We start from the raw sequence: 15,289 nt of genomic DNA, 5'->3' as shown, positions 1-15,289 counted from the left end.
GGGGCGGGTCGGCCCGGCCGTCTCAGTCGGTGGTGCCGAGGTCGCGGAAGACGGCGAGCGCGCCCGGGTCGTCGATGGTCGCCGGGACCGGCTCGTCGCGCCCCTCCACCAGGCCCCGCATGGTGCGCCGCAGGATCTTCCCGGAGCGCGTCTTGGGCAGCGCCGGCACCACTGTCACCCGGCGGAACGCGGCCACCGGGCCGATCCGCTGCCGGACCAGTGCGACCAGCTCGGCGGCGAGCGCGTCCGGGTCCGCGTCGGCGCCGGCCTTGAGCACCACGTACCCGCTGGGCACCTGCCCCTTGAGCGCGTCCGCCACGCCGATCACCGCGCACTCGGCCACCGCCGGGTGCGTCGCCAGGACCTCCTCCATCGCGCCGGTGGACAGGCGGTGCCCGGCCACGTTTATGACGTCGTCGGTGCGGCCCATCACGTACAGGTAGCCGTCCTCGTCGAACCGGCCGCCGTCGCCGGTCAGGTAGTGACCCGGGAACGTGGACAGGTAGGAGCGGACGAACCGCTCGTCGTCGCCCCAGAGCGTGGGCAGGCAGCCGGGCGGCAGCGGCAGCCGGATCACGATCGAGCCGTCCGTGCCGGGCGGCACGTCCCGGCCCGCGCCGTCGACCACGCGCACGTCGTAGCCGGGCACCGGCACCGACGGCGACCCCGGCTTGATCGGCAGCGGCTCCAGGCCGCGCGGGTTGGCCGCCACCGGCCAGCCGGTCTCCGTCTGCCACCAGTTGTCGACCACCGGTACGCCGAGCCGCTCCCCCGCCCAGGCCCAGGTGTCCGGGTCCAGGCGCTCACCGGCGAGGAAGAGGGTACGCAGCGCACTCAGGTCGTACCGCTCGATGTGGCTGCCGTCCGGGTCCTGCCGGCGGATCGCCCGGATCGCGGTGGGCGCGGTGAACAGGGCCGCCACCCGGTGCTCGGCGGCGACCCGCCAGAACGCGCCGGCGTCGGGGGTGCCGACCGGCTTGCCCTCGTAGAGCACCGTCGTCGCGCCGGTGAGCAGCGGCGCGTACACGATGTAGGAGTGGCCGACCACCCAGCCCACGTCGGAGGCGGCCCAGAAGACCTCGCCCGGCTCGATGCCGTAGACGTTGCGCATCGACCAGCGCAACGCCACCGCGTGCCCGCCGTTGTCCCGCACCACGCCCTTGGGCCGCCCGGTGGTGCCGGAGGTGTAGAGGACGTAGAGCGGGTCGGTGGCGGCCACCGGCTCGCACGGCACCGGTTCCGCGTCCGCCATCACCTCGGCCCAGGTCAGGTCGCGGCCCGGCACCAGCGGGGCCGGTTCCTGCGGGCGCTGCACCACCACGCAGCGCTCCGGCGCGTGCGCGGCCTCGTCCAGCGCGGCGGCCAGGATCGGGTGGTACGGCACCACCCGGTCGGCCTCGATGCCGCAGGAGGTGGCCACCACCACCTTCGGCCGCGCGTCGTCGATCCGGACGGCCAGCTCGTGCGCGGCGAAGCCGCCGAAGACCACCGAGTGCACCGCGCCGATCCGGGCGCAGGCCAACATGGCGATCACCGCCTCCGGGACCATCGCCAGGTAGAGCAGCACCCGGTCGCCCCGGCCGACGCCGAGCCGGCGCAGCGCACCGGCGAACCGGGCCGTCTCGGCGAGCAGTTCGGCGTAGGTGAGCATGCGGACCGTGCCGGTCACCGGGCTGTCGTGGATCAACGCGGGCTGCTCGCCACGCCCGGCGGCGACGTGCCGGTCCAGCGCGTTGTGGCAGGTGTTCAGCACCCCGTCGGGGAACCAGCGGTACAGCGGCGCCGCCTCCTCGTCGAGGATGCGTTCCGGCGGGATGACCCAGTCGATGTCGGCCGCCGCGTCCCGCCAGAAGCCGGCCGGGTCGGCGATGCTCCGTTCGTACGCTGATCGATACGCGCCCATACCGCCATGCTGCGCCCCGGCGCCGCGCCGGCACGACGGCCGGACGGGTCCGGTGCGCCGGAAGCACGTCCCGGCTCGCTGAACGGCCGCTCACGGCGGTGGGCGGTGACCGCTCAGCCCAACGGGCGACGGATGAAGCCCGCGGGGCGGGGTAAGGCAACACGGTCCTGGTGGAGAGACGACCGGTGTCGCGGCGTACCGCGGCCGGGCACGCGGGCGGGCGGCGCGAATGCCGCCCGCCCGCGCATCCCGGGGCCGACCCGGGCAAACCGAGTTTGATCGATCACGGCTGTCGACTAGCGTGCGCAGGCGTGAAAACCAATCGGATCTTGCCGATCCTTCTGACCTGCGCCGTGCTGGGGCTCGCCGCGTGCGGCGACGAGAAGCCCGCGACCACGGCCGGGCCGGCGGCCACCTCGGCCTCCGCCGCCCCCTCCTCGGCTGCCCCCTCGCCGTCGGCGGCCGCGATGAGCGACAAGGAACTCTGCACCGCCGCAGAGAAGATCAACAAGGACATGCGGGCGAAGCTCATGACCGCCGTGCAGTCGGGCGGCGACCTGACGAAGCAGACCGGCGCGATCCTCACCGAACTCGGTGACCGGGTGACAGAGCTCGCCGGGACCGCCGGCGACGGCAAGGCGGCCACCGCCCTGAAGGAGTTCGGCGCGGAGGCCGGCAAGGCGGGCTCGGCCGCCGACCCGGGCACCGCCGCCGACAACCCCGCCATGGAGAAGGCCAGCAAGGACATCAACGCCGCCTGCAAGACGGCCGGCGCGCCGACCACCTTCTGACGCCGACACCCCGGGTCGTCCGTCCGGCGCGTACCGGACGGACGACCTGTCGGCTCAGTTGCCGGTCACCCAGTTCCAGGCGGAGACCACCCACTCGGTCTGCTGGAGGTACGCCACCCCCACGCCGGCCAGGAACAACGCGGTGATCAGGTGGGCGCCCCGGGCGCTGCGGCGCACCCGGCCGAGCTGCCGTTCCAGGATCAGCCGGCCGAGCAGCCGGGCCAGCGCGAACAGGCCGACCGCGGTGAGCAGGCTGAGCACGAACGTGAGCAGCGGAGCGACCAGGTTGCCCCGGCCGGAGATCGCCCAGATGCCCCAGCACACGAATGCGAACAGCGCACCGGCGGCGCTCAGCTCCCCGCCCTTTCGCGCCTGGGCGAGATGCCAGCTCATCGGCCGGCGGGGCGCCTGCTCGGCCGCCCAGTCGCCGTGCTCGACCGTGGGGAACTGCTCGGTGCGGGGCGTACCCGAGGCGCGCGGCCGGCCGACCGCCGCCACCCCGCGCTGGAACGCGTCCCGCTGCGGGGGCACCACCCCCGGCTGGGGCGGCACCTCCACGGTGCGCTCGGCCCACGGCTGTGTCTGGTCCGCCATCTTCGTCCTCCCCCTCGACCGATTCCGGCCTCGGTTCCGAGGGTAGCCAGCCCGCAAATAGGGTGCCGACCCCCATCGCGGTGCGATACACACGTGCCGTGACTGACGTGCTGGTATCCCGGGCCGAGGACTTCGACGACATCGCGGCGCTGCTGGCGCTGGCCTTCCACGGCGATCTCGACCCCGACGTGCAGGCGCTCGAACGCCCGATCTTCGAGCCGGACCGGTCGTTACTGGTCCGCGACGGCGGGACGGCAGTCGCGCACGCCGCCGCGTTCAGCCGCCGTCTCGCTGTTCCCGGCGCGGACGTGCCGGCCGCGCACGTGACGATGGTCGCGGTGGCGCCGACTCACCGGCGACGCGGCCTGCTCACCACGCTGATGCGCCGCCAGCTGCAGGAGGTCCGCGACGCCGGCCGGGAACCGATCGCGGTGCTCTGGGCCAGCGAGGGCCGCATCTACCCCCGGTTCGGCTACGGGTCGGCGGCCCCGCGCTACATGCTGTCCGTCGACACCACCGGCCTGCGCCTGCCCGCCCCGGCGCCCGGCGAGGGCAGGCTGCGACTGGACCGTCCGGACGCGCACCGGGACGAGCTGGCCCGGCTGTACGAGCAGGTCCGCGCCGGCCGGCCCGGCTGGTCCCGGCGGGACGAGCGCTGGTGGTCGTACGTGCTGGCTGACCTCAAGGCGCACCGGGGCGGCGCCACCGAGCGCCGGGTGCTGCTGCACGAGGGCGCCGACGGCCTCGACGGGTACGCGCTGTACCGGACGAAGGACAGCTCGACGGCCGTCGGGCCGCAGGCCGAGGTGCAGGTCGGCGAGGTGGTGGCGGCGACGCCGGAGGCGTACACGGCGCTGTGGCGGCTGCTGCTCTCGGTCGACCTGACCCGCCGGCTGTCGTTCGGAATCGCGGCCCTGGACGAGCCGCTGCTGCGGCTGGTGGACGAGCCCCGCCAGCTCTCCCCGCATCTCGCCGACGCGCTCTGGGTGCGGGTGGTGGACGTGCCGGCCGCGCTGGCCGCCCGGCGCTACGCCACCGACGTGGACGTGGTGATCGAGGTCACCGACGAGCTGCTGAAGGAGAACACCGGCCGCTGGCGGCTGGTCGGCGGCCGCGACGGGGCGGAGTGCACGCCCACCACCGCACCGGCCGGGCTGGCGTGTGACGTACGCGCTCTCGGTGAGCTGTACCTCGGCGGCGCGAACCCGTACGCGCTGGCCGCCGCCGGCCGCGTCCAGGAGCTGATCCCGGACACGCTGACCGCGTTGACGCCCGCCTTCACCTGGTACCGCGCCCCCTCCCCCATGGAGGTCTTCTGACCGCCCGCCCGCACCCCTCCCCGCCCACCCCAGCCCAGCCCGGCGTAACCCGGCTGGCCCGGCTGGCCCGGCTGGCCCGGCTGGCCCGGCTGGCCCTCGCGATCATGAAGTTAGCGGCGCGGATCGTCCGATTTGTTCCGGCTAACTTCATGATCGCGCGGGGGCGGGGGCGGGGGCCGGGGGCCGGGGGCACGGGCGTGCGGGCGGGAGCAGGGCCGGCGGGACCGCCTCGTCGTTCCCGGCGCGCACGCCCGTCGGGGGACTCGTCGGCGCGCGCCTCGTCGACCTTGGAGTTGTGGCACCTCACATACCTCGCTGACCGGGCACTCCGGGCGCCACAACTCCCAGATCGACGGAGGCCGGCGGGATCGGGTGTGCCGGGAGCGGGTATGGGACGGCTGGGTCGGCGGGCCGCGCGGGGTGCTAGCGGCGCGCGGGTGGGCTCGGGGACGGTACGGTCGGGGGATGGGTGAGGCGGAGCGACGGCGACGACGGCTGCGGCATCACGGCGAGGCCGCCCCGCCGACGGAGACCGCCGGAACCGGTGCCGACGGCACGGGCACCGGCGGCACCACCGCCAGCACCGCCCCCGTACACGACGACGTGGTGCCCCGGTCCCCGCGCGGCGGCCGGCCGGGCGAGCCGGAGACCCGCGGACGCCGCGCCGCCCCGCCCGCCGAGGAGGGCGAGCGCGGGCTACGCGGGCTGGTCGGCTCCGGCTCGTCGCAGGTGAGCGTGACGGCCGCACTGCGGGCACGCGACGCCGCCCGCCCCACCGCGGACGACCTCGCCGAGGCCGAACAGCGGGTGGTGCTCATCCGCCGCAACTGGGTGCCGCGCGAGGACCTGCCCCGCAACGGGCGGTGAGCCCGGAGGTGTCCGCTCAGGCGGGCAGCTCGGGCAGGCGGCGGCGCTGCTCGTAGGCGGCCACCTGCTCGATGCGCCGGCTGTGCCGGGGGTTGCCGGAGAACGGCGTGGTCAGGAACGCCTCGACGAGCGCTGTCGCCTCGTCCAGCGTGTGCTGCCGAGCGCCGATCGCGACGACGTTCGCGTCGTTGTGCTCACGGGCCAGCTGGGCGGTGTCCACGTTCCAGGCGAGCGCCGCCCGGACGCCCGCGACCTTGTTCGAGGCGATCTGCTCGCCGTTGCCGGAACCGCCGATCACCACGCCGAGGCTGCCCGGGTCACCGACCACCCGGTCACCGGTGTGCAGGCAGAACGCCGGGTAGTCGTCGTCCGGGTCGAAGACGTGCGGTCCCACGTCCACCACCTCGTAGCCCTGCTTGGCCAGGTGGTTGGCGAGGTGCACCTTCAACTCGAAACCGGCGTGGTCGGATCCCAGGTAGACGCGCATACCGCGCAGTCTGACAGGCCCGCCTCCTCCGCCGGCGCGCGGGCGGCGACCCGGAGGCGGATTCGTCACACGGTCAGTGCGGCAGCTCGGCCACGACCAGGCCGGCCCGCGCCTTCGGGGTGAACCAGGTGCTCTTGCGCGGCATCTTCTCCCGGGCCAGGTTCACCGCGACGAAGTCGTCGACGGTCACCGGCGCGACGAGCACCGCCAGCTCGGCCCGGCCGGCGTCGACCTCGCCGACGAGCCAGCTCGCCGGGTAGTCGCCGCCCACGTACGTGATCCGCTTGTCGCCCGGGTCGAGGCCCAGCGCGTCGCGCAGCAGCAGGCGCTCGACGAGCGCGTGGTCGAGGTTCTCCAGCCGGCCGGCGCCGACGTGCGGCAGCGTCACCGCGTACCCCCGGCCGCCGAGATGGAGATGCACGACGCCGCCGGTGGCCGGCACGCCGACCGGCCCGTCCACCGGGGTGATCTCCGCGCCCGCCGCGCGCAGCCGGTCGAGCAGCTCGTCCGGCGTGGTGGTCAGCTCGCTGACCAGCCGGTTGTAGGGCTGGATGGCGACCGACGCGGGCGTGGTGACCACCGCGAGGAAACGCGGGAAACCGCCGGTCTGCGCGGCCAGGCTGCGGTGGTTGCCGTCCGCGACCACCAGATCCCCGCCGCCGGCGAGCGCGGTCAGCTCGTCCTGCGCCGGGCCCGGGCCGAGCAGCCAGATCGCGTGCGTCCGGCCGGACTGGTCGACGTCCGTCGCGGCGGGCGCGCCGGCCGCGTCGGTCGCCGCCGCGAGCGCGGCGTGCAGCTCGTCGCCCCTACCGGTCTGGAGCAGGAGTACGGGCGAGAGCAGGTGACCGAGCGCCTCGGCCAGGGCGACGCGCTCGCGCACCTTGGCGATGAACACGTCCTCGTTGCGGATGACCAGGCCCGGCTCGTCGGCGCGGGTGGAGATCTGGTCGGTGTCGACCATGGCCCACAGCCCGTACGCGCTCTCCTCGCCCGGCGCGCTGATCCGGTAGAGCACCACCACCTGCTCGGCCGGCGTGTAGCTGCCGTCCGCCTTCGCCTCGGCCAGGCGCGCCACCGCGTCCGGCAGCGCGTCGAGGAAGGACTTCCCGAGACTGCCGGGCGCCCGGTGGGGCATCTCGATGCCCAGGGCGCTGTGCGGATTCGCCTCGACGATGGAGGTGATCTCCGCGTCGTCGGCGAACTCGTCGTAGTTCTGCGCGCCGGTGCCGCCAGTGGTGATCCAGGCCCGGGTGATCGGATGCACGACCGTCATGTCCGCTGACGCTACCCGGGCCCCGATCGCCCCCGCCGCCGGACTCACCCGCTTACCACCAGGTGAAAGGAAGGCGGCTCAGGCGGTGGGGTTGCGGTGCCGGCCCGGGGCGGGGCGGCGCACCGGCGGGGCCGGGCGGGAGCCGGCGTTGAGGCGTACCGTCGTCGCACCCGCGGCGGCCGGGTGGGCGGCGGGGCCGGACCGCGACGGCGCGCGGGCGGGCCGGACGGTCTCGGCCGGCGGTGTCATCCGCGAGGTGGCCACCACCCGGGCCACGCCGACCACGATCGGCGGGGCCAGCAGGTCGGCCACCTCGGCCGGGCCGGCCGGCCAGTCGCTCTCGGTCACCGACCAGTACGTCGCACCGGAGTCCTCGGTCGCCTGCTGCGGCGCGTCGTCGGACATGTGGCGGTGCTTGGCCATGGGAACGCCTCCAGGAGCTGCCGTGTTGCGGCCCGCGGGCCGTCGGCTGGGACACTCGGTGAAACGAGCCCCGCACCGGCCCGGTGACGGGCGGTGCGGGGCTCGGGGTGCGTTGGGCGCGGTGTTAAGAAGGGCCCCCTCCTCTACCGGAGGCGTTAAGAAGGGACCCTTCCTTTCACCTCAGTCGAAGATCGGGCCCTGTTCGCGGGTGCGCTTCAGCTCGTAGAAACCGGGGGTGGCGGAGACCAGCAGTACGCCGTCCCAGAGCCGGCCGGCCGCCTCGCCCTTCGGTGCCGGCGTGATCACCGGGCCGAAGAAGGCGACCTGCTTGCCGTCCGGGCCGGGCGCGTGGATCACCGGGGTGCCCACGTCGGTACCGACCGGCCGCATGCCCGCCTCGTGGCTGGCCCGCAGCGCCTCGTCGTACTGGGTGGATTCGGCCGCGTCGGCGAGCGCCGGGTCCAGCCCGACGTCGGTGAGCGCGCCCGCGAGCATGTCGCGGCCCAGTTCCTCCTTCTTGAGGTGGATCCGGTTGCCCATCGCGGTGTAGAGCTTCGCCAGCGCCTCGGCGCCGTGCGCCTGCTCGACGGCGATGCACACCCGCACCGGACCCCAGCCCTTGATCATCAGGTCCTGGTACTCCGCCGGCAGTTCCCGGCCCTCGTTGAGTACGGACAGGCTCATCACGTGGAACCGGATGTCCACGTCCCGGACCTGCTCGACCTCCAGCAGCCAACGGGAGGTGATCCACGCCCACGGGCACAGCGGGTCGAACCACATGTCCGCGGTGACACGTTCGGTCACGGTGTCTTCCCTTCACGACATCGTCGCGCCGGGGCTCCGGCGCGGTCACCTCCGATCCTCACCCCGTACCGCATCGACAGGTACCGGAATGAGAGCGTGACCTCGACCACCGAGAGCGGTCCGTGCATGGAAGACTCGGTTCTCGACGGGCCGTCACGAGCGGCCGGGCAGTACCGGCGCCGCGGGGCGCGGCGAGACGAGTGGGATGGAGACGAACAGTGCCGGGAGTGCGCAACCTGACCCAGGTCGAGGCTACCGAGCGGGCCCGCCTGCTCGAGGTGACCGGGTACGACATCAGCCTTGACCTGTCGACCGCGGTGCAGCCCACCGGTCGCACGTTCCGCTCGGTGACCGAGGTCCGGTTCCGCTGCGCCGAACCGGGGGCGACGACGTTCATCGAGACAGCCGCGGAATCGGTGCGGTCGGCCACGCTCAACGGCGAGCCGGTGGACCTGTCCGGCTGGTCCGCCGAGAAGGGACTCACGCTCAGCGGCCTGGCCGCCGAGAACGTGCTGGTGGTCGACGCCGACTTCGGCTACTCCAACAGCGGGCAGGGCCTGCACCGCACGGTCGACCCGGTGGACGGCGAGACCTACCTCTACAGCCAGTTCGAGACCGCCGACGCGCAGAAGGTCTACGCCTGCTTCGACCAGCCCGACCTGAAGAGCGTCTACACCTGGCACGCCACCGTCCCGGACCACTGGCGGGTCGTGTCGAACATGCCGGTGGCCCGCGAGGAGGCGGCCGGTGAGGGCTTGAAGACGGTGCACTTCACCGTCTCGGAGCGGATGAGCACCTACATCACCGCGCTGTGCGCGGGGCCGTACCACGAGGTGCGCCGCAGCCACGACGGCATCGACATGGGCTACTTCTGCCGGGCCAGCATGGCGCCGCACATGGACGCCGACGACCTGCACCTGATCACCACGCAGGGCTTCGACTTCTTCCAGGAGAAGTTCGGCGTCCGCTACCCGCTGCCCAAGTACGACCAGCTCTGGGTGCCGGACTTCAACGCCGGCGCGATGGAGAACTTCGGCTGCGTCACGCACGCCGAGTCGCACTACATCTTCCGGTCGCAGGTCACCGACTTCGAGTACGAGCAGCGCGCCAACACGATCCTGCACGAGCTGGCGCACATGTGGTTCGGTGACCTGGTCACCATGCGCTGGTGGAACGACCTGTGGCTGAACGAGTCGTTCGCCGAGTGGGCCAGCCACTGGTGCAACACGCACGCCACCCGCTTCACCGACGCGTGGACCACGTTCCTGTCGATCCGCAAGAACTGGGGTTACCGGCAGGACCAGCTCTCCTCCACCCACCCGGTCTACTGCGAGATGCCGGACCTGGAGGCCGTCGAGGTCAACTTCGACGGCATCACGTACGCCAAGGGCGCGAGCGTGCTCAAGCAGCTCGTCGCGTACGTGGGTGAGGAGCCGTTCCTGGCCGGTCTGCGCGCCTACTTCGGCAAGTACGCCTGGGGCAACGCCACGTTCGACGACCTGCTGTCCGAGCTGGAGGCGGCCTCCGGCCGGGAGCTGCGCAAGTTCGCCGCCCAGTGGCTGGAGACCGCGCAGGTCAACACGTTGCGCCCGGAGGTGACCATCGGCGCCGACGGCACGTACGAGCGGGTGGTGGTCCGTCAGGAGGCGCCGTCGGGCTACCCGACGCTGCGTACCCACCGAATCGGCGTGGGCCTGTACGACCTGACCGACGGCCGGCTGGTGCGCCGGGAGCTGATCGAGACGGACGTGACCGGCGAGCTGACCGAGCTGTCCGAGCTGCACGGCAAGCGGGCCGCCGACGTGCTGCTGCTCAACGACGAGGACCTGACGTACGCCAAGCTGCGGCTGGATGAGCGGTCGATGGCCACTGTGGTGCAGCACATCGCCGGCTTCGACTCGTCGCTGGCGCGGGCGCTGTGCTGGACCGCCGCGTGGGACATGACCCGTGACGCCGAGCTGTCGGCCCGCGACTACGTGGCGCTGGTGCTGGCCGGGCTGACCGCCGAGACCGACATCAACCTGGTGACTGCGACGCTGCGGCAGGCGACCACGGCGCTCACCTTCTACGCCGACCCGGCGTGGGCGCCGACCGGCTGGGCCGACCTGTCCCGTACCGCACGGACCGCGCTCGCGGCGGCCGAGCCGGGCAGCGGCTTCCAGCTCGCCTGGGCCCGGGCGTACGCCTCGTCGGCCCGCTCCGGCGAGGACCTGGCGACGCTGCGCGGCTGGCTGGACGGCAACGGGGTGCCGGAGGGCCTGACCGTGGACACCGAGCTGCGCTGGACGGTGCTCCAGTCGCTCGTCGCCAACGGTGCGGCGGGTGCGGCCGACGTGGACGCGGAGCTGGCCACCGACCGTACCGCCAGCGGCGAGCGGGAGGCCGCGTACGCGCACGCGCTGGTGCCGACCGCCGAGAACAAGGCGGCGGTGTGGGCGCTGCTCACCGGCCCGGACGCGCTGCCGAACTGGCGTAACCGGGCGCTGCTGCAGGGCCTCACCCACCCGGCGCAGGTCGAGCTGACCGCGCCCTACCGGGAGCGGTACTTCGCCACCGTGGACCAGGTGTGGGCGCAGCGTGACAGCGAGCCGGCGCAGGAGTTCGTGCAGCTCGCGTACCCGTCGTACCTGGTCGAGGAGGACACCGTCGCGGCCACCGACGCGTGGCTGGCCCAGGACGGGCGGCCGGCGTCGCTGCGGCGGCTGGTGGCGGAGGGCCGCGACGGCGTGGTCCGCGCGCTGAAGGCCCGGGAGCGGGACGCGCGCAGCGCCTGAGTGAGGCATGCCGGCCGGGGCCGGCGCGGGTGGCAGCCCGCGCCGGCCCCGGCCGTTATCGTGTGTGGAGGAGGTGGACGTGATGGCACAACCGACCCACGAGTGGCGCCCGCCGGAGCGGCCGTGGCAGGAGCAGGACCTGTCCGACCTCCCCGAGGACGGAAGCCGCTACGAGATCATCGACGGGAGCCTGCACGTGACCCCACCTCCCGGGTACGGGCATCAACTTCTGGCCGACGAGATCCGATCGGCGCTCCAGGCCACTGCGCCGACCGGTTGGTGGGTCATTCGGGAGGCCGGACTTCGGGCGCCTGTCGCCAATCTCATTCCGGACATCTCCGTGCTGAAGCCCAGCGCTCCCCCGGACGGCTTGTGGACGCACCCCTCGGATGTCGCGCTCGTCGTCGAGATCGAGTCACCCAGCAGCCGCCGGTATGACCGGCTGATCAAGCCTCCGCTCTATGCCGAGGCCGGCATCCCGCACTACTGGCGGGTGGAGCGAGGCGACTTCGGCCCGGTGATCTACCGCTACCAACTGGTCAAGGGCGTCCACTACAACCTGATGGGCACACTCGGGCCGGATGACCCCGTCCAGCTCGACGAGCCGTGGCCCATGCGCCTGGATCCCTCCGCCTGGCCCCGCTGAGACGACGAGAAAGCCCGGCCCCGCGTACGCGGGGCCGGGCTTCGTCGTGTGTGCGGGCGGGGATCAGCCCTTGCCGGCGTGGCTGGCGAGCTGGTCGAGGCCCTGGATGATGCCGCCGGCCAGGTCGCCGCCGCCGAAGGAGGCCACCATGGAGAGCGCGGCCAGCTTGGCGTACGTGTCCGGGATGCGCTTGCGCGCGTACTTGCCGGTGACGATCTCCAGCTGCCGCTGGTTGGGCGACACCGCGATCAGCACCGAGCGGTCCGGTTCGGCGAGCTGGCGGTGCAGCCGCTCGGCGTGCTCCCGGATCGGCTCGTCGAGGCCGCCGACGTAGACCGAGAAGACCAGGCCGGTGCCCTGGTCGGCGAGGCGCAGCGCCTCGTCGATGCGGAGCAGCTGACGGGTCGAGAACGGTCCGTCCAGCACGTCGGGCGGGGTGCCTGTCCCCGTCGTGGGCCGCGCTTCACCAACGGTCACTTGCGCCTCCGGTTCCACCGGCCGGCGCCTCCCGGCCGGCCTGCTCCTGCTTGCGGCTGGTCAACGCCGGCGCCTGCGCCCCGGCGGCCAGCGCCGTGCCGGCCGAGTCGGCCAGCTGCTCCGGACGGCCCAGGAACCAGACCGGAGTGAAGTCGAAGGGCCGGCCCGGCCGGTAGCGCTTGGCGCCGCCACCGTTGCCGCGGCTGCCGACGGCCGCCAGGGCGGCGATCAGCAGCACCGCGGCGGCCGGGATGCCGACGAAGACCACCAACGTCTCGGTAACAGACAATCCCAACGCCCCCAGGCGGAAAGAGAGACCAGGAATGGTGCGGGTCGGCCGGTCAGGACCGGTCGCGCCCCACGTCACTTGTGATGTTCACGTTAGCGGAGTCGGCGGCCCGCCAGATTGCGGGGTGCTGATCCCATCCGTCACTCCGGTGCTCCAGTTGCGCGGCAGTGGCGAGCAGTGTCGCGTCGTCGCCGTACCGGCCGGTGAGGAGCACCCCGACCGGAAGCCCGTCGGCGGTCCGTCCGAGAGGTAACGAAACGGACGGATCGCCCGTGACGTTGAAGACCGCGCAGTACGGCGAGAAGCGCCGCTGCCGGTCGAAGTCCGCTGCCGGTTCGAGGGCGGCGAACGCGCCCACCGGCGCCTGCGGGGCCGCGAGCGTCGGGCAGAGCAGCAGGTCACACCCGGCGGTACGGCGTACGCCACGGCGTACCTGCGCCTGGAGTTCGCCGAGCGCGGCCATCAGCCGGGCCGCGCCGAGCGCCTCGCCGCGCTCGCGCAGGTACCGGGTCAGCGGCAGCAGGTCGCCCTCCCGCCCGGCCGGGACGGGGGTGACCGCCAGCGCGTACCAGACGGTCTCGAACAGCGGCCACGCCTCGGGGCCGAGCGGTGCGGGGACGTCGACCACCTCGTGGCCGGCGTCGGTGAGCAGCGCGGCGGCCCGGTCGACGGCGGCCACGCAGTCCGGGTGGACCGGTTCGTCGGCGAGCATCGGCGTGGTGAAGCGGCCGACGCGCAGCCGGCCGGGGCCGGCGACGCGGGCGGCGCGGGTGACGCCTAGGTAGCCGCCGGCGGGCGCGGCCGGCGGCAGGTACGGCTCGCCGGGTACCGGGCGGGCGAGCACGTCGAGCAGCGCGGCCACGTCGGCGACGGTGCGGCCGATCGGCCCGTTCACCGGCAGGCCGAAGCCGCCGAAGCCGAGCGGCCCGCCGGAGACCACGCCCCGGCTGGGCTTGTAGCCGACCAGCCCGCAGAGCGCGGCCGGGATGCGCAGCGAGCCGCCACCGTCGGAGCCCTGCGCCACCGGCACCAGCCCGGCGGCGACCGCGGCGGCCGCGCCGCCGCTGGACCCGCCCGCTGTGTACGCGAGGTCCCACGGGTTGCGGGCCGGCGGCGCCACCAGTCCCTCCGAGTAGAGCGAGCAGCCCAGTTCGGAGGTGGTGGTCTTGCCGAGGCTGACCAGGCCGGCGTCGGCCAGGAGGCGGACCACGTCGGCGTCGACCGGCGGGACGAAGTCGGCGAAGGCGGCGGAGCCGAAGGTGGTGCGGACCCCGGCGGTGAGCGTGAGGTCCTTGATCGCGGTCGGCACGCCGTGCAGCGGGCAGCGTTCCTCGGCCGCGACCGCGTCGGCGGCGCGGGCGGCGGCCCGGGCCTGTTCGGCGGTGACGGTGACGAACGCGCCGACGGTGTCGCCGAGTGCCTCGACCCGGCGCAGGTGGTGCTCGACCAGTTCCAGGCTGGACAGCTCGCCCCGGCGGATCGCGGCGGCCTGTTCCAGCGCGGTCAGGTCGTGCGGCTCGGCCATGCCGTCCATCCTGCCGGTCCGGCGGCCGGGAGGCCGGGCGACACGTCCGGCCGGTCCTGAGCAGCACCGGGTGCGTCCGTCGACTCTAGGGCGACGACGGACGCACCCGCGCCGGCTTCAGCGGCGGCCGAGGAACCGCAGCGCGTTGCCGCCGAGCAGCGCGTCCCGCTGCGCGTCGGTGAGGAAGTCCGCCCGGTGCACCACGTCGCCGACCGGCCGCTCCCCCAGCGGGTACGGGTAGTCGCTGCCGAGCAGCACCCGCTCGGCGCCCATGGTGTCCACGAGCAGCCGCAGCGCCGCCGGTTCGAAGACCACCGAGTCGACGTGGAACCTGTCGACGTACGAGCTGGGCGGTGCGCTCGACGCGCCGCGTACCAGGTCGCCCCGGCGGTGCCAGGCGTTGTCGGCGCGGCCCAGCCAGAACGGGAAGCTGCCGCCGCCGTGCGCGAAGCAGATCCGCAGCGTGTCCGGCACCCGGTCGAACACGCCGCCGAGGATCAACGCGAGCACCGACAGGTGCGTCTCGGCCGGCATTCCGGTCAGCCAGCGGGCCATCCACCGGTCCAGCCGGGGGCCGCCGGGCATGTCCCACGGGTGCACGAACACCGGCGCGCCGACCTCGGCGCAGTGGGTCAGGAACTGCACGATGCCCTCGTCGTCCAGGTCCCGGTCACCGACGTGGTTGCCGATCTCCACCCCGGCGTGCCCGGCCGACAGGCAGCGGTCCAGCTCGGCGCAGGCCGCGTCCGGGTCCTGCAACGGTACCTGGCAGAACGGCACCAGCCGGCCGCCACCGCCGGCGGTGACCTCCAGCGTGAGGTCGTTGAAGATCCGGGCCACCTTGACCGCCTGGTCGGCCGGGCGGTCGTAGCTGAAGAACACCGGGGTCGGCGAGACGACCTGCACGTCCACGCCGTCGGCGTCCATGTCGGCCAGCCGGGCCGGCGCGTCCCAGCACTGCGCGCCGACCGGGCGGAACTCCGTCTCCCCCACCATGATCATGGCGGCGCGCTCGGAGTCCACCCGCAGCCAGGGCCAGCCGGACCCGCCGCACGCCGCGGCGAGGTCCGGCCACCCCTTCGGTACGACGTGCGTGTGCACGTCCACGACCGGCACG

General features: G+C 73.8%; 15 protein-coding genes. 5 read left to right on the top strand and 10 right to left on the bottom strand.

What is annotated here, in order from left to right; all coding sequences use genetic code 11:
• Nucleotides 1-22 precede the first annotated feature (22 nt).
• On the bottom strand, nt 23-1,903 hold the full coding sequence (locus SM452_RS27645; protein ID WP_463841001.1) for a propionyl-CoA synthetase: 1,881 nt from the start codon (nt 1,901-1,903) through the stop codon (nt 23-25).
• Between the two features lie 329 nt (nt 1,904-2,232).
• On the opposite strand from SM452_RS27645, the gene SM452_RS27640 reads away from it, so the two are divergent.
• Nucleotides 2,233-2,694, top strand: coding sequence for a hypothetical protein (locus tag SM452_RS27640; protein WP_262016299.1), 462 nt, complete (start codon nt 2,233-2,235; stop codon nt 2,692-2,694).
• A 54-nt stretch (nt 2,695-2,748) separates the two neighbouring features.
• Here the strand turns inward: SM452_RS27640 and SM452_RS27635 are convergent, their stop codons facing one another.
• On the bottom strand, nt 2,749-3,288 hold the full coding sequence (locus tag SM452_RS27635) for a hypothetical protein (protein ID WP_355511075.1): 540 nt from the start codon (nt 3,286-3,288) through the stop codon (nt 2,749-2,751).
• 98 nt (nt 3,289-3,386) lie between these two features.
• Here SM452_RS27635 and SM452_RS27630 point away from each other — a divergent pair, with 98 nt between their 5' ends.
• Both SM452_RS27630 and SM452_RS27625 read left to right on the top strand, forming a co-directional pair.
• Nucleotides 3,387-4,607 carry a GNAT family N-acetyltransferase gene (locus SM452_RS27630; protein WP_355511072.1) on the top strand — a complete coding sequence of 407 codons (1,221 nt, stop codon included), beginning with the start codon at nt 3,387-3,389 and terminating at the stop codon, nt 4,605-4,607.
• 465 nt (nt 4,608-5,072) lie between these two features.
• Complete coding sequence (locus SM452_RS27625; protein WP_262014146.1) at nt 5,073-5,474, top strand: hypothetical protein; 402 nt, start codon at nt 5,073-5,075, stop codon at nt 5,472-5,474.
• 16 nt (nt 5,475-5,490) lie between these two features.
• On the opposite strand, the gene SM452_RS27620 is transcribed toward SM452_RS27625, so the two are convergent.
• The 4 genes from SM452_RS27620 to SM452_RS27605 form a co-directional block, all read right to left on the bottom strand.
• Nucleotides 5,491-5,961 carry a ribose-5-phosphate isomerase gene (locus SM452_RS27620; RefSeq protein WP_463841000.1) on the bottom strand — a complete coding sequence of 157 codons (471 nt, stop codon included), beginning with the start codon at nt 5,959-5,961 and terminating at the stop codon, nt 5,491-5,493.
• Between the two features lie 73 nt (nt 5,962-6,034).
• A complete protein-coding gene (locus SM452_RS27615; RefSeq protein WP_463840999.1) occupies nt 6,035-7,234 on the bottom strand; it encodes a DUF1015 family protein in 1,200 nt (399 codons plus the stop codon).
• Between the two features lie 78 nt (nt 7,235-7,312).
• Nucleotides 7,313-7,657, bottom strand: coding sequence for a hypothetical protein (locus SM452_RS27610; protein ID WP_194803407.1), 345 nt, complete (start codon nt 7,655-7,657; stop codon nt 7,313-7,315).
• A 180-nt stretch (nt 7,658-7,837) separates the two neighbouring features.
• Nucleotides 7,838-8,461: a mycothiol-dependent nitroreductase Rv2466c family protein gene (locus tag SM452_RS27605; protein WP_463840998.1), complete on the bottom strand. Its 624-nt coding sequence runs from the start codon at nt 8,459-8,461 to the stop codon at nt 7,838-7,840.
• A gap of 227 nt (nt 8,462-8,688) precedes the next feature.
• Between SM452_RS27605 and pepN the strand changes: the two genes are divergently transcribed.
• Entirely contained in the window at nt 8,689-11,235 is a 2,547-nt protein-coding gene (pepN, locus tag SM452_RS27600; protein ID WP_262014143.1) for an aminopeptidase N, read from the top strand.
• A gap of 82 nt (nt 11,236-11,317) precedes the next feature.
• On the top strand, nt 11,318-11,881 hold the full coding sequence (locus SM452_RS27595; protein ID WP_355511063.1) for a Uma2 family endonuclease: 564 nt from the start codon (nt 11,318-11,320) through the stop codon (nt 11,879-11,881).
• A 63-nt stretch (nt 11,882-11,944) separates the two neighbouring features.
• On the opposite strand, the gene SM452_RS27590 is transcribed toward SM452_RS27595, so the two are convergent.
• From SM452_RS27590 to SM452_RS27575, 4 genes are all read right to left on the bottom strand, one after another.
• Nucleotides 11,945-12,358: a DUF5130 domain-containing protein gene (locus SM452_RS27590; protein WP_262014142.1), complete on the bottom strand. Its 414-nt coding sequence runs from the start codon at nt 12,356-12,358 to the stop codon at nt 11,945-11,947.
• Nucleotides 12,345-12,647, bottom strand: a complete 303-nt coding sequence (gene ctaJ, locus SM452_RS27585; RefSeq protein ID WP_013475475.1) for an aa3-type cytochrome oxidase subunit CtaJ — start codon at nt 12,645-12,647, stop codon at nt 12,345-12,347. Before ctaJ ends, SM452_RS27590 begins: the two co-directional genes overlap by 14 nt.
• Nucleotides 12,648-12,699: 52 nt before the next feature.
• On the bottom strand, nt 12,700-14,172 hold the full coding sequence (locus SM452_RS27580; RefSeq protein ID WP_355511060.1) for an amidase: 1,473 nt from the start codon (nt 14,170-14,172) through the stop codon (nt 12,700-12,702).
• A 117-nt stretch (nt 14,173-14,289) separates the two neighbouring features.
• A complete protein-coding gene (locus SM452_RS27575) occupies nt 14,290-15,288 on the bottom strand; it encodes an amidohydrolase family protein (RefSeq protein ID WP_262014140.1) in 999 nt (332 codons plus the stop codon).
• Nucleotide 15,289 lies beyond the last annotated feature (1 nt).

This window comes from Micromonospora sp. SYSU B005, assembly GCF_055362685.1.
This window is presented reverse-complemented; position numbering and strand designations above follow the sequence as displayed.